The organism is Kitasatospora sp. NPDC057223, from assembly GCF_042669755.1.
Lineage (GTDB): Bacteria > Actinomycetota > Actinomycetes > Streptomycetales > Streptomycetaceae > Kitasatospora.
This window is the reverse complement of sequence record NZ_JBHUWW010000104.1, coordinates 1-13,979: the sequence shown is the minus strand read 5'-3', so window position 1 is coordinate 13,979 and position 13,979 is coordinate 1. Positions and strand designations below refer to the sequence as shown.

Annotated in this window: 11 protein-coding genes; 4 read left to right on the top strand and 7 right to left on the bottom strand. The window is 74.4% G+C overall.

Annotated elements, in window-relative coordinates; genetic code table 11:
* Nucleotides 1-166 precede the first annotated feature (166 nt).
* Nucleotides 167-1,918, top strand: coding sequence for a penicillin-binding transpeptidase domain-containing protein (locus tag ACFUK0_RS29260; RefSeq protein ID WP_380255455.1), 1,752 nt, complete (start codon nt 167-169; stop codon nt 1,916-1,918).
* A 139-nt stretch (nt 1,919-2,057) separates the two neighbouring features.
* Here the strand turns inward: ACFUK0_RS29260 and ACFUK0_RS29255 are convergent, their stop codons facing one another.
* The gene (locus ACFUK0_RS29255) at nt 2,058-3,470 is read right to left on the bottom strand and encodes a hypothetical protein (RefSeq protein ID WP_380255454.1); all 1,413 of its coding nucleotides are present in this window, start codon (nt 3,468-3,470) and stop codon (nt 2,058-2,060) included.
* Nucleotides 3,471-3,643: 173 nt separating this feature from the next.
* Nucleotides 3,644-5,134, bottom strand: a complete 1,491-nt coding sequence (locus tag ACFUK0_RS29250; RefSeq protein ID WP_380255453.1) for an APC family permease — start codon at nt 5,132-5,134, stop codon at nt 3,644-3,646.
* A gap of 293 nt (nt 5,135-5,427) precedes the next feature.
* On the opposite strand from ACFUK0_RS29250, the gene ACFUK0_RS29245 reads away from it, so the two are divergent.
* Nucleotides 5,428-6,396, top strand: a complete 969-nt coding sequence (locus ACFUK0_RS29245; RefSeq protein ID WP_380255452.1) for a serine/threonine dehydratase — start codon at nt 5,428-5,430, stop codon at nt 6,394-6,396.
* Here ACFUK0_RS29245 and ACFUK0_RS29240 read toward each other — a convergent pair.
* The 5 genes from ACFUK0_RS29240 to ACFUK0_RS29220 form a co-directional block, all read right to left on the bottom strand.
* Nucleotides 6,393-7,910 carry a penicillin-binding transpeptidase domain-containing protein gene (locus ACFUK0_RS29240; RefSeq protein ID WP_380255451.1) on the bottom strand — a complete coding sequence of 506 codons (1,518 nt, stop codon included), beginning with the start codon at nt 7,908-7,910 and terminating at the stop codon, nt 6,393-6,395. The two genes, ACFUK0_RS29245 and ACFUK0_RS29240, sit on opposite strands and share 4 nt — an antisense overlap.
* A gap of 1 nt (nt 7,911) precedes the next feature.
* On the bottom strand, nt 7,912-9,267 hold the full coding sequence (locus ACFUK0_RS29235) for an FtsW/RodA/SpoVE family cell cycle protein (protein ID WP_380255450.1): 1,356 nt from the start codon (nt 9,265-9,267) through the stop codon (nt 7,912-7,914).
* Nucleotides 9,268-9,363: 96 nt separating this feature from the next.
* Nucleotides 9,364-9,870 (bottom strand): DUF1269 domain-containing protein, encoded by a 507-nt coding sequence (locus ACFUK0_RS29230; protein WP_380255449.1) that lies wholly within the window; start codon nt 9,868-9,870, stop codon nt 9,364-9,366.
* 155 nt (nt 9,871-10,025) lie between these two features.
* Nucleotides 10,026-10,700 carry an ABC transporter gene (locus ACFUK0_RS29225; RefSeq protein WP_380255448.1) on the bottom strand — a complete coding sequence of 225 codons (675 nt, stop codon included), beginning with the start codon at nt 10,698-10,700 and terminating at the stop codon, nt 10,026-10,028.
* Nucleotides 10,700-11,542, bottom strand: a complete 843-nt coding sequence (locus ACFUK0_RS29220) for an ATP-binding cassette domain-containing protein (RefSeq protein WP_380255447.1) — start codon at nt 11,540-11,542, stop codon at nt 10,700-10,702. Before ACFUK0_RS29220 ends, ACFUK0_RS29225 begins: the two co-directional genes overlap by 1 nt.
* A gap of 109 nt (nt 11,543-11,651) precedes the next feature.
* Between ACFUK0_RS29220 and ACFUK0_RS29215 the strand changes: the two genes are divergently transcribed.
* Together ACFUK0_RS29215 and ACFUK0_RS29210 are read left to right on the top strand one after the other, a co-directional pair.
* Entirely contained in the window at nt 11,652-12,989 is a 1,338-nt protein-coding gene (locus ACFUK0_RS29215) for a VWA domain-containing protein (RefSeq protein ID WP_380255446.1), read from the top strand.
* A gap of 2 nt (nt 12,990-12,991) precedes the next feature.
* Nucleotides 12,992-13,924, top strand: a complete 933-nt coding sequence (locus tag ACFUK0_RS29210; RefSeq protein ID WP_380255445.1) for a peptidase — start codon at nt 12,992-12,994, stop codon at nt 13,922-13,924.
* The last annotated feature ends 55 nt before the right edge of the window (nt 13,925-13,979 follow it).

The following is a 13,979-nucleotide window of genomic DNA, read 5'->3' as shown; positions in this document are numbered from 1 at the left end:
TCGCGTCACAGTGAGCCGGGAACCAACTTGACAGGTACCAGGTGCATCACGAGAGCCCCACGTTTCGTGAACGCACGGACGGTACCGGCCTACATTGGTCCCCGAACGCGCATCCGACCACCTGCCGGGTGCGCGCCAGTCGCCAGACCCTTGGGGGACCAGCACCATGCGCAGAGGCGCGAAGATCGGCTTTATCACCGGAGTGTCCGTTGCCATGATCGGCGGCGCGGGCTACGGGGCCTACAGCCTCGTGGGCCCCGGCGCGTCCGACGACCCGAAGGCCCCCAAGGTCCGTACGGTGGTCGCCGACCCGCCCTCGCCCGAGCTGGCCGCCAGCGGCTCCAAGGCCTTCCTCGACGCCTGGACCTCGGGTGACCTGGAGGCGGCCGGCAAGCTCACGGACGACCCGCAGGCCGCGACCGCCGCGCTGCAGGCCTTCAAGGACAAGGTCAAGCCGAGCGGGATGACGCTGACCGCCGGCGGCCCGGCCACCCCCGCCGCCTTCGCCAGTGCCACGGCCGCGCCCTCGTCGGCCGCCGCGCCGAAGGCCACCGCCTCCGCGACGGCCCCGGCCGGCGCCTCCGCGTCCGCGAGCGCCACCGGCACCCCGGCGCCGGCCGGCCAGGTGCTGATGGGCTTCAAGGCCAAGGCCGAGTTCGAGGGCACCACGAGCGTCTGGAACTACGACGGCTTCCTCGGCGTGGTGAAGATGAGCGACGGCACCTCCGCCGTGCACTGGGCACCGACCGTCATCCACCCGCACCTGGCGGAGGGCGAGACCATCACGGCGCAGCCGATCTTCGCACCGCCGTCCGCCATGACCGACCGCAACGGCAAGTCGGTGGCCTCGTTCGCCTCGCTGGCCTCGGTGCTGGCCGGCATCCCGAAGAACAGCATCGCGAACGACCCGGCCGACGCCGGCAACGGCGTGGTGATCGTCGACGCGTCCGGCAAGGGCACGCCGGAGAACCTGTTCACCGTCACCGCGCCCAAGCCCGGCAAGCCGCTCAAGCTGACCATCGACGTCGCGTTGCAGGCCGCCGCCGAGAAGGCCGTCCTCGACCAGTCGCAGGGCGGCAAGCGCAAGGCCTCGCTGGTCGCCATCGAGCCGTCCACCGGCAAGATCCTGGCCGTCGCCAACGCTCCGGCGACCGGCTTCAACACCGCCTTCCTGGGCGCCACCGCACCCGGCTCGACGATGAAGGTGATCACGGCGGCGGCGCTGCTGGAGTCCGGGCTCAGCCCGGACTCGCCGATGCCGTGCCCGCCGACCACCACCGCCGGGCACACCATCAAGAACGACTTCGAGGAACCGCACCCCGAGTACACCTTCAAGGACGACTTCACGAACTCCTGCAACACCGCCTTCGTGATCGAGGGCAAGTCGAAGCTCAAGTCGGGCGACCTCGCCGACCTCGGCGCGAAGGCCTTCGGCTTCGGCACCACCTGGAAGGTCGGCGTGCCCAACTTCGACGCCGTCATCCCGCCGGCCGGGCAGAACCCCGACGAGACCGCCGACGAGTACTACGGCCAGGGCAAGACGAAGATGAACCCGCTCGCGATGGCCTCCGTCGCGGCCACCGTCAAGGGCGGCGTCTTCAAGCAGCCGATCCTGATCGACGGGCTCACCCAGATCCAGGCCCCCGGCCAGCTCTCCCCCGACACGCTCACCAAGCTGCGGGAGATGATGGCGGCCACCGCGCACAGCGGCACCGCCGCCGGGCCGATGGCCGGCCTGAAGGGTGACATCGGCGGCAAGACCGGCACCGCCGAGCGGGCCGCCGGCCAGGCCACCGACAGCTGGTTCACCTCCTACCGCGACAACCTGGCGGTCGCCGCCATGGTCGAGGGCGGCGGCCACGGTGTGGACGCGGCCGGGCCCGCCTCGGCGGCCGTGCTCGCGGTCGGCAACGGCTGAGCCCCTCCGGCTCCTGCCGGACGGCGGTGTACGGGTCTCCCGTGCACCGCCGTTCCGCCTCCCCGGGATCGTTCGCGCCCCCGGGATCGTTCGCGCCCCCGGGATCAGGAGTCACCCGGGGTCAGGCGGCCACCGGGGGTCAGGAGGCCACCCGTGCCGCCGGGACCGTCTCCGCCCGCGGCTGCGGCTGCGGCCGCTGGAGCAGGCAGTTCGCCGCGGGCGGGATCGCGGCCCGCCAGCGGCGGGCGGCCAGCCGGGGCCAGATCACCAGGACGGCGGGCAGCGCCAGGTACCCGAAGCGGCCGGCCGGGGCCAGCGTGAACGCTATCGCCAGCCCCGAGGCCAGCAGGTCCGCGGCGGCGATGGCCGAGACCGGCGGGCGGGCCACCAGCCAGATGGCGACCGCCGCACCGCCGACCGTCAGCAGGACCAGCGAGACGGTGTGCCCGGTCGGCCCGAACCCCGCCAGTATCTTGCCCGGCAGCGGGCTGCCCGCCGGGGTGTGCACCGCGGTGAGCCCCAGCGGGAAGCGGACCACCTGGTCGCGCAGCACGTCGGACCGGGTCAGCGCGACCGGCAGGATCACGGCCAGCGCCGCACCGACGGCGGTCAGCCCGGCCCGGACGGCGGGTCCGCGCCCGTAGAGCCGCCAGATCAGCAGCACCGCGACCGGCAGGGCCGGCCAGGCCGTCCACTTCAGGCTGCACGCGAGGGCGAGCACCAGCCCGGTGGCGACGGTGCGGTCCCGTTCGGCCAGCGCCATCGCCAGGCAGCAGACGCCGATCAGCGGGAGGTCGACGCCGCCGACCGCCAGCGCGAGCGCGATCAGCGGCGACGCGGTGAGCACCGCCAGCGGCAGCAGCCCCGTGCCGCCCCCGGCCGGTCGCAGCAGCCGCCAGCACGCCAGCAGGCAGCCCAGGAAGGTCAGCGCGAACCAGATCCGGGCGTCGCCGAGCACCAGGGTCACCGGGTTGGCGCTGCCCAGCAGGGTGCGCGGCAGGCCGAACACGGTCATGGCCGGGAGATAGGGGTTGTAGTCGGTGACGACGGCGGGGTGCGGCAGGTAGGGGCTGCCGGTGGTGAGCAGCAGCCGGGCCGACCGCTCGACCACCATCACCTCGGACTGGTGGCGCCCGCTGAGGGCGAGCAGGGCCAGCGGCAGCAGCACGGCGCCGAGCACGGCGGCGGCGGCCGCCGCGCGGGCGGCCAGGCGGCGCGGCAGGGTGAGGCAGAGCAGGCCGGCCACGGCGTACGCCGGCCCGGCCACCGATCCCCACAGACGCTGGTTGGGCAGGTCGGAGACCAGCGGGAACGCCGCCGCCCAGCCGGCCGCGACGGCGCAGCCCAGCAGCTGGATCCGGCGCCTGGCGGCCGGTCGGGCGGCCGGCGGCAGCGGTTCGGCGGCGGGCCGGGCGCTGTCGCCGAGCCGCTGGCCGGGGAGCGGCCGGCGGGCCGGGGCGGCCGGGCGGAGGACTGGGTGGGCCTTCGTACTGCTGCGGCCGAAGGGGCGCCCGCGGGTGCGGGGCCGGCCGGGAGTGCGGGTGCTCACCATGAGGAGAGGTTAGGGGTGGGGGGTGTGCCCTGTCCCGCTCCGGGCATGGCGGCTCCAAGGTGTCCGGGGGCGGATCGGTGCCGGGGCGGCGGGGCGGGCTCGTCGACCGTACCCCGCTGACCTGGACGGATGACGGCGGCCGGGGCCATGTCGGTCCGGTTCCCGCGCGCCGGTCAGCCGGCCCGGGTGGGGTCGCCCGCCGGCTCCCGGTTCAGCCTGGAGTGTTTCTGGCTGTACCCGAAGTAGACGACAGCGGCGAGCCCGAGGGCGACGGCCCCGGCCCGGAAGGTGTCCGCGTGCAGGCCGGTGATCAGGTAGACGCAGAAGCCGACGCTGAGCAGCGGCACGACCGGGTAGCCGGGCACCCGGAAGCCGCGCGGCAGGCCGGGCTGGGTGCGGCGCAGGATGATCACGCCGACGGACACGACCGAGAACGCGACCAGGGTGCCCAGGCTGGTGATGTCGGCGAGCACCTTCAGCGGGACGAAGGCGGCCAGCATGCTGACGCCGACGCCGACCACCAGGGTGTTCCAGACCGGGGTGCCGGTGCGCGGCGAGAGGTGGGCGAACCTGCGCGGCAGCATGCCGTCGCGGCCCATCGAGTACAGGATGCGGGTCTGGCCGTAGATCACCACGAGGGTGATGCTGAAGATCGAGACGATCGCGCCGAACGCGAACACCAGGGCCGGCCAGCTCTGGCCCGTGACGTCCTGGAGGATCTGGGCGAGCCCGGCCTCCTGGCCGTCGAACTTCGTCCAGGACTGGGCGCCGATGCCGGCCAGGGCGACCCCGATGTACAGCAGGGTGACCACGACCAGCGAGATGATGATCGCCATCGGCAGGGTGCGGCGCGGGTCCCTGACCTCCTCGCCGGCGGTGGAGACGGCGTCCAGGCCGATGAACGAGAAGAAGATGCTGGACGCGGCGACCTGGACGCCCGAGATGCCCAGCGGCATGAACGGCGTGAGGTTCCCCGAGTGGAAGCCGGTCAGGCCGATCGCCACGAAGAGCAGCAGGATGCAGATCTTGACGGCGACCATGGCCGCGTTGACCTTCACCGACTCGCTGACGCCGCGGATCAGCAGGAAGCAGACCAGCGCGACCAGGACGACGGCCGGCAGGTTGAAGTACCCGCCGGCGTCCCCGCCCGGTGCGGCCGACAGCGCGGCCGGGAGCTTCACGCCGAAGGCCAGGTCGAGGAACTTGTTGAGGTACTCGGCCCAGCTCACCGCGATGGCGGACGCCGAGACGCCGTACTCCATCAGCAGGCAGACGCCGACGCCGAACGCGACGCCCTCGCCGAGGGTCGCGTAGGCGTACGAGTACGACGAGCCGGACACCGGGATCGCCGACGCCATCTCGGCGTAGCAGAGCGCCGTGAGCCCGGCGGTGACCGCCGCGATCACGAAGGAGAGGATCACGGCCGGGCCGGCCTCGGGCACGGCCGTGCTCAGCACGAAGAAGATGCCCGTCCCGACGGTCGCCCCGATGCCGATGGACGAGAGCTGCCAGAGCCCGATCGAGCGCCGCAGGTGCGGGCCCGGGCGGCCGCCACCCTCGGGCGCGCCGGCCGGCGGGGTGTCCCGGCCCTCGCTCTCGGCGATCAGGGTGGCGACGGGCTTCCGTCTGAGCAGGCGTTCGCCGAGGGTGGTGGTGCTGGCCAAGGGGTGGATCCTTCTGGGCGGGTGGCGGCGTCCGGTACGGCCGGTCACCCGATGCGCCGTGGGGTGTCATCGGGGACCAACCGGACAAAGATGGGACAGTACCCCGCGAATGCACCAGTGTCACAAAGGAACACTGCGGCCGCCCGCATTGGACGAACCGTCGAACCGGCGCACGCAAACCGGACACTTCGCAGACGGCGTATCGACATGCCGGGAGGTAGGGGGTCGGATGGTCCTCTGCGGTCGTCCGCCCGGCCGACCGGCTCCCCGCCCCCGACCTCTGGAGTGCCCCCGTGACGACCCATCCCGGCCACGACGACGTCAAGGCCGCCGCCGAGCGGATCGCCGGCGTCACCCGCACCGTGCCGGTCGTTCCCGCCGGCCCGGCCGCCGCCGGCGGCGCCGAGGTCCACTTCGCCCTCGACTTCCTCCAGCACAGCGGCAGCTTCAAGGACCGCGGCGCGGCGAACTTCGTCGCGGCCCACAAGGAGGCGGGCACCCTGCCCGAGGCCGGCGTGGTGATCGCCTCCGGCGGCAACGCGGGGCTGGCCTGCGCCTGGGCGGCCGCCGCCCAGGGCGTCCGGGCCACCGTGTTCGTGCCCACCACGGCACCGAAGGTCAAGGTGGACCGGCTGCGGGCGCTGGGCGCCGACGTACGCGAGGCGGGCCGGGAGTACGCCGAGGCGCTGGCGGCCTCCCGGCTCTTCGCCGCCGAGAGCGGCGCGCTCGCCTCGCACGCCTACGACGACCCGTACGTCGCGGCCGGCGCCGGCACCCTGCTGGAGGAGATCCTCACCGCCCTGCCCGGCCTCGACACGGTGATCGTCGCGGTCGGCGGCGGCGGCCTGTTCACCGGCACCGCCATCGCCGCCCACCACCACGGCGTCCGGGTGGTCGCCGTCGAACCCGAGACCTGCCGCGCCCTGAACGCCGCCGTCGAGGCCGGCCGGCCGGTCGACGTCCCGGTGGACTCGGTCGCGGCCGACTCGCTCGGTGCCCGCCGCGCTTCGGAGATGGCCCTGCACTGGGCCCGCCGGGCCGGCGCCGTCTCCGTCCTCGTCCCCGACGCCTCGATCACCGAGGCCCGCCGGAGCCTGTGGACGGACCACCACCTCGCCGTCGAGCACGCCGCCGCCACCGCCCTCGCCGCCCTGCGCACCGGCGCCTACCGCCCCGGGCCGGGCGAGCGGGTCGCCGTCGTCCTCTGCGGCGCCAACACGGATCCGGCCACGCTGGGCCAGAGCCGGTCGGACGGGCTCTAGCCGCCGAGCACGGCCTGCATCACCGACCGCGCGATCGGGGCCGCCAGGCCGCCGCCGGTGACGTCGGTGGCCTCGCTGTCGGCGACGACCACGGCGACGGCCACCGGGGGCGGCCCGGCCGAGCCGGCCGGCTTCGCCCAGGAGATGAACCAGGCGTACGGGACGCCGGTGTTGTCGATGCCCTGCTGGGCGGTGCCGGTCTTGCCGCCGACGGTGGCACCGCGGATCCGGGCGTTGGCGCCGGTGCCGTTCTCCACCACGTCGGTCATCAGCTGCTGCACCTGGCCGGCGACGGCCGGGGTGAGCGCCTGCTTGTAGGTGGCGGGGTGCATGACCTGGACCGAGGTGCCGTCGCTCCTGGTCAGCCTGTCCACAAGCTGTGGATACATCACGGTGCCGTTGTTGGCGACGCCGGCCGCGACCATCGCCATCACCAGCGGCGTGGCGGCGGTGTCGAACTGTCCGATCGAGGAGAGCGCCAGCTGCGACTGGTTCATCCTCGTGTCGAAGTTGGACCGGGCCGCCCGGACGGGCACGTCCAGCTTGGCGTCGTTGAAGCCGAAGCTCTCGGCGGTCGAGACCATCTTCTCCAGCCCCGTCCGGACCCCGAGGTAGCCCAGCACGCTGTTGCAGGAGTAGGTCATCGCGGTGTCCAGCGACAGACCGGCCCGGTTGCACGCCGAGGTGTCGTTGACCAGCGGCGTCGTCGTCCCCGGCATGACGTACGGGTACGGTGCGCCGGTCGGCGCGTTGATGTCGGTCACCACGCCGTTCGCCAGCGCGGCCGCGGCGGTGACCACCTTGAAGGTCGAGCCGGGCGGGTAGATCTGCCGCAGCGCCCGGTTGAGCATCGGCTGGTTGGTGTCGGCCTGGAGCTTGTCCCAGGCCGCCCGGTCGGCGGCCGAGCTGCCGGCGAACGACCCCGGGTCGTACGTGGGGGTGCTGACCAGGGCCAGGATCCGGCCGGTGGCGGGCTCGATCGCGGCGACCGCGCCCTTCTGGCTGCCGAGGCCCTTCATCGCGGCCTGCTGGGCGGCCTTGTCGATGGTCGTGTAGACGTCACCGCCGGGGCTCTGCTTGCGAGCGATCTCGTTCCACACGGCCCAGCTGTCGAGCCGGCTGTCGGTCCCGGAGAGGAGCTCGTCCTCGATGCCCTCCAGCTGGGTGTTGCCGTAGGTCTGCGAGGAGTAGCCGGTCACCGCGGCGTACAGCGGGCCGTCCGGGTAGGTGCGCTTGTAGTCGTAGCGTCCGCCGGTCGGTTCGGAGCCGGTCACGGTGTCGGGCCCGACCAGGATGTTGCCGCGCGGCTGGCTGTAGCGCTCCACGGTGAGCCGCTGGTTGGCGGGGTTGTGGTCGAGCTCGTCCGCCTGGAAGACCTGGACCCGGGTCGCCTGGGCCGCCAGGACGACGATCAGCAGCACGCAGAAGGTGCCGGCCCGGCGGCCGGTGGTGGAGATGCCCGCCCCGCCCCGGGGGCCGCCCGCGGACGCGGTGCCGCGGCTGCGTCGTGCCATCTCAGTCCTCCTCCGGCGACGGTGGCGGCGGGCGGCGGGCGGCGTCGCTCATCCGCACCAGCAGCGCCACGATGATCCAGTTGGTCACCACGGAGGAGCCGCCCTGCGCGATGAACGGCAGCGTCATGCCGGTCAGCGGGATCAGGTCGAGCACGCCGCCGGCCACCACGAAGACCTGGATGCCGACGATGGCGGCCAGCCCGATCGCCAGCAGCCGGCCGAACGGGTCGGTGAGCGCGATGCCCGTCCGGAAGCCCCTGCCGACCAGCAGCGCGTAGAGCAGGAACAGCGCGATCAGGCCGGTCAGGCCGAGCTCCTCGCCGATGGTGGCGAGGATGAAGTCGGACTTCGCGGCGAAGCCGATCAGGATCGAGTGGCCGTTGCCCAGGCCGGTGCCGAGCATGCCGCCCCAGGCGAAGGCGAACAGCGACTGGGCGATCTGGTTGGCGCCCTGCCCGGCCGCGATGGAGCCGAGCGGGTCGAGCCAGTCGGTCACCCGGCTGTGCACGTGCGGGGAGAGCCAGCCGACGCCCACCGCGCCGACGGCGGCGAGCAGCAGCCCGATGGCGATCCAGCCGCTGCGGGCGGTGGCCACGTACAGCATGACGACGAAGAGGCCGAAGAACAGCAGCGAGGTGCCGAGGTCCGTCTCCAGTACCAGGACGCCGACGAAGGCCGCCCAGATCAGCAGGACGGGCGCCAGCACCCGGCCGAGCGGCAGCTGGACACCCCAGATCCGGCGCCCGGTCAGGGCCAGCGCGTCCCGGTGCACGGCCAGGTACGCGGCGAAGAAGACCGCGAGCAGGATCTTGGCGAACTCGCCGGGCTGGAAGGAGAGCGGCCCGACGGTGATCCAGATCCGCGAGCCGTACACCGGGGGGAACAGCACCGGCAGCACCAGCAGGACGAGCGCCACCAGCGCGCCGCTGTACGCGTAGCGCTGCAGCCGCTTGTGGTCGCGCAGGAACAGGACGACCCCGATGAACAGGGCCACGCCCAGGGTGGACCAGAGCAGCTGGGTGGGGGCCGCCTCGCTGCGGGTGTCGGCGCGGTCGAGGCGGTAGATGACGACGAGTCCGACGCCGTTGAGCAGGATCGCGACGGGCAGCAGCAGCGGGTCCGCGTACGGCGCCCTCCAGCGGACCACGCCGTGCGCCAGCAGGGCGAGGACGCCGAGCGCCGCGCCGTAGCCGGCCGCGCCGGAGGGCACCGAGCCGTCGATGTTGACGCCGACCTCGATGTAGCCGAACACGGCGATCAGGACGGCGGCCAGGACGAGCGCCAGCTCGGTGTTGCGGCGGGTCCGGACCGGCCTGCGCCGGGTGGTCGACCGCGCCACGGCGGATGGGGTCGCCACGGACCGTCCTGTCGGGGCTCGTCGGGTCAGGCTTGCGGGGAACGGCCGGGGGCGGACGGGCTCGTGGCCCGGCCGCCCCCGCGGGAGTACCGGTCGTCAGACCGCCACGCTGTGCGCCTGGGCCGCCTTCACGGTCTCGCGCAGGTGCTCCTCGGCCTCGTCGGACAGCGAGGTCTGGATGATCTCGCCGCCGTACTGGGCCAGCGCCGGGACGACCTTGTCCGCGGTCGCGTCGCGGACCAGCAGGAAGACGGCCGCGGTGCCGGGCTGGAGCTTCTCGCCGACCTGGCGCATGAAGTTGTCGTCCACCCCGACGTCGGTGGACGCGCCGACGGCCGCGCCGGTGGCGCCGCCGACCGCCGCGCCGAGGAACGGCATGAAGAAGAGCAGGCCGATCACCCCGCCCCAGAGCGCGCCCGAGGCGGCGCCCGCGCCCACGGTGCTCACGGCCTGGTGAAGCTTGATCTTGCCGTCGTCGCGGCGCTCGACGACGACCGCGTCCTCCAGGTTGATCAGCTTCTGCTTCTGCAGCGAGAGGGCCTCGCTGCGGACGGTCTGGGCGGTGGCGACGTCCGGGTAGGCGATCGCGAACAGGTTGCTCACGGGGTGGTCCTTCCAACTCGTGGTACGTGCCGGCTGGGGGCAGGGCACCGGTGCGGCGGTGTCCCCGGCCCTGCGCGCCACCCTAGCGAGGATTAGCCATATTTATTTCCTTTAGTGGCGGTGTGTCCCGTTTTAACCTCATCCCCGCCACCGCCCTACTCCGGCCGCCGCCCGGCCAGCCAGGCCGTCCCCGCCGCCACCACGACGAGCACCGCGGCGGCCGCCGCCGGCGCCGCCCACGGCAGCGTGACCCGCCCCGTCCGGGAGCCCTCGACCAACGCCCGGACCACGGCGTTCGCCGGCGAGGCGGACGCGACCAGCGCGAGCGTCACCACGGCCGGCGCCAGCGGGATGCCGTACTGCGCGCGCAGCAGGACCGGACGGTTGCAGAGCGCCCCGACCGCCACCCCCAGCAGCACGCACACCAGCGAGGCCAGCAGCCCCGCCGCCAGCGCCCTACCCGCCGGCGCCCCGGGGGCTGCCCCCGGGTTGCCGACCGGCCCGCACACCCACCACAGTGCCGCCGATCCGCCGACGGCCGGCAGCAGAGCGGCCGTCAGCGCCGCCAGCAGCGAGGCCAGCTGCACCCGGGCCGGGCCGGCCGCCGCCACCGAGCAGGCCCGCGAGGCGGCCGGCTCCGCCGTCATCGTGCAGCGCACGAGCCAGACGGTGACCGGCAGCAGCACCGGCGCGCCGTACCCGAAGGCCCCGAGCAGCGGATCCCCCGCGCTCACTCCGACCACCATCAGCACCGCGTACAGGAGGAACGGCGGCAGCCAGGCGTAGGAGCGCAGCAGCAGTTCCAGCCGGTACCGGGTCAGCGCCGCCATCACCGCGCCTCCCGGCCGGCGGCGGCCGCGGGCGGCCGGCGCAGCGCCAGCACCCGGACGTCCGGGCGCTCGGCGAGCAGGCCGCGCAGCAGCGCGTCCGCGAAGGGCGCCGGGACTTCGAGCCGCACGGCCGTCCCGGCCAGCGGCGTCCGGAGGGGGTCACCGGGCAGCCGGTCGCCCGGCGGGCCGTCCGGGCAGTCCAGCTCGATCTCGACCAGCGGGCCGGGCGCCGGCGCCCGGCGCAGCCCGCCGTCCTGCGCCACCCGGTAGGCGGCGGTGGTGCGCCCCGCCAGCCGGTCCGGGTCGTGGTCGACGAACAGGACGACGGCGCCGCGGGCCGCCTGTTCGGCCGCGGCCTCGTCGAGCACCGCCCGGGCGGGCCCGTCCAGGCCCGTCCACGCCTCGTCCAGCAGCAGCACGTCGGCCTCGGCGAGCAGCGCCTGGGCGACCGCCACCTTCTGGCAGCTGCCCTTGGAGAGGTGGCGCAGCTGGGTGCCCGAGCGGTCGGCGATGCCGAAGCGGTCCAGCCAGTGGCCGGCCCGGCGGCGCGCCTCGGCCGCCGGCAGGCCGTGCACCCGGCCGAGGCGGACGAGGTACGTCTGCGCGTCGAAGGGCAGCGCGGGCGGGAACCGCTCGGGGACGTACGCGCGCCGGCCGGGCACCTCGACCCGGCCCGCGGTGGGCCGTTCGATCCCGGCGGCCAGCCTGAGCAGGGTGGACTTGCCGCTGCCGTTGGCCCCCTCGATCCTCAGCAGCTCCCCCGGGCGCAGCTCCAGGTCGACACCACGCAGGATCCAGCGGCCACCCCGGGTGTACCGCTTGCCGACGCCGGTCAGCCGCATGCGCCCTCCCATCCCTTTGCCCGGCAGGGTAGTTCGCGGCGTGTCGGGAGGGCGTCAGCACGGCCCCCGCGTTGGCCACGCCCAACTGATGATCCCTAGGATTCGGCGGGTGACTACCGACCGACGACCGACGGCCAGGCTCGGCAGCCTGTTGGCCGCTCTCGCGATAGCGGGCGGTGCGCTGCTCAGCGGCCTGCCCGCCCATGCCGACGAACCATCAGGCGGCGCCACCGCCCCCACCCGGAGCACCGCGGAGGCCCCCAGGGTCGACCTGGTCCTCGACGTCAGCGGCTCCATGCGGGCCACCGACATCGAGGGCAAGAGCCGCATCGCGGTGGCCCAGCAGTCGCTGAACGAGGTGATCGACGCCCTGCCGGCGGAGACCGACTTCGGCATCCGCACCCTCGGCGCCAACTACCCCGGGGACGACAAGGCCCAGGGCTGCCTGGACACCAAGCAGCTGTTCCCGGTCGGCCGGACCGACAAGGTCGAGGCCAAGACCGCCGTCGCCACCCTGCGCCCCACCGGCTGGACCCCGATCGGCCTCGCCCTGCGCGGCGCCGCCCAGGACCTCGGCACCGGCGAGACCACCCGCCGGGTGGTGCTGATCACCGACGGCGAGGACTCCTGCGCCCCGCCGGACCCGTGCGACGTCGCCCGCGAACTCGCCGCCCAGGGCATCCACCTGGTCGTCGACACCCTCGGCCTGGCCCACGACGACAAGACCCGCCAGCAGCTGCTCTGCATCGCCAACGCGACCGGCGGCACCTACACGGACGTCCGGACCCAGGCGCAGCTCACCGACAAGGTGAAGCAGCTGGTCGACCGCTCGGCCGACACCTACACCGTGACGCCCACCAAGACGGCCGGCGCCGACAAGTGCGAGAGCGCGCCCGTCCTGACGCCCGGTGTGTACAGCGACCGGGAGAAGTTCTCCGAGCACCGGGTCTACCGGGTGCCGGTGCAGGCCGGGCAGGAGCTGCGGGCCTCGGTGAGCGTGTCGGTCGACCGGGCGGTGGCCCGGGACTACGGCGTGCTGCTCCAGGCGACCAGCACCGCCGGGCAGGAGCTCGTCCGCGGCACCGACGCGGGCAGCGGCCGCACCGACGTGGCGTCGGCCGGCCTGCGCTGGTCGTCCTCGATGTCCTCCGCGTCCGCGACCGCGTCCGCGACGGCCGGTGCCTCGCCCAGCGGCCCGGCGGTCACCAACGTCTGCCTGGTCGTCAGCAACTCGCTGGCACCGCAGCCGGGCGTGGCGGCCGACCCCGGCCTGCCGCTGGAGCTGACGGTCGACCTGGCCGCCGCCTCCCCGGCCCCGGACGGCCCCGCGATGGGCCTCGGGCACGGCTGGATCCTGCTGCTCGTGCTGACCTTCGCCGGCCTGCTGACCGGCCTGATCTTCGGCTGGGTCGCCCGCTGGCGCATCGCCGTCTGGCGGGAGAACTGACCATGCGTACGACTCTCAGGACCTCACTCCTCCGGACCTCGCTCGCCGCCCTGGCGCTGGCGGCGCCCGTGCTGGCGGCACTGCCCGCGCCCGCCGCCTCGGCGGCCTCGCCGTCGGCGTCGGCCTCGCCCAGTGCCGGCAGCACCGCGCCGACCAGCAAGGTCGGGACGACCTTCCTGACCGCGACCACCCTGGCCCCCGGCCAGGACGCCAAGGTCGCCGCCTCCACCGGCGACTACCTCTACTGGGCCTTCGCCGCCGCCGAGGGCCGGACGCCGACGGTCGCGCTGAACGTCACGCTCGCCCCGGCGGCCGACCGGCACGGGCCGCAGACCTGGAGCGTGGAGGTCTTCGACGGCCTGCGCCGCCGCCAGTCCTGCACCGCCGGCACGCAGAACGCGACCGGTGAGGCCGCCGCGGCCTCGCTGGCGCTCAGCTGCACGCTGCGCCAGGTCCGCTCCTGGGCCGAGCCGTGGTCGGGCGACCCGCTGCCCGGCACCTACTACGTCCGGCTGTCGGTGACCGACGCGCCGCAGCAGGACCTCGGCCTCGCCGCCTCCGTCCAGCTGCACATCACCACCAGGGGCGGCCAGGACGACGCCCAGCCCGAGGGCGGCTCGCTCAAGGCACCGCTGGTGCCGCCGGTCAACGCCGGCGCCACCGTCGCGCCCGGAACCACCGCCGTACCGGCCGCCGGCGCCAGGGCGGCCGCCCCGGTCGAGCCCGAGTCGCACTGGTACACCGGCTGGTTCTCCGGCTGGAACAGCCGCTGGTTCTGGACGGTCGCGGGCGGCGCGCTCGCCGCGCTCGCCGGCGTCGCCGGGTACACCCTGACCCGCCACCCGCGCGGGCGCCGCCCGGCCCGCTACGGGTCCGTCCCGCCGCAGGCCCCGGCGCCGCAGCAGGCCCCGTACGGCGAGCCCGGCCGGCTCTGACGGCCAGGCACCCGCGCACGACGCAGGGGCCCGGCCGGAGAAGGCTCTGAGAGCT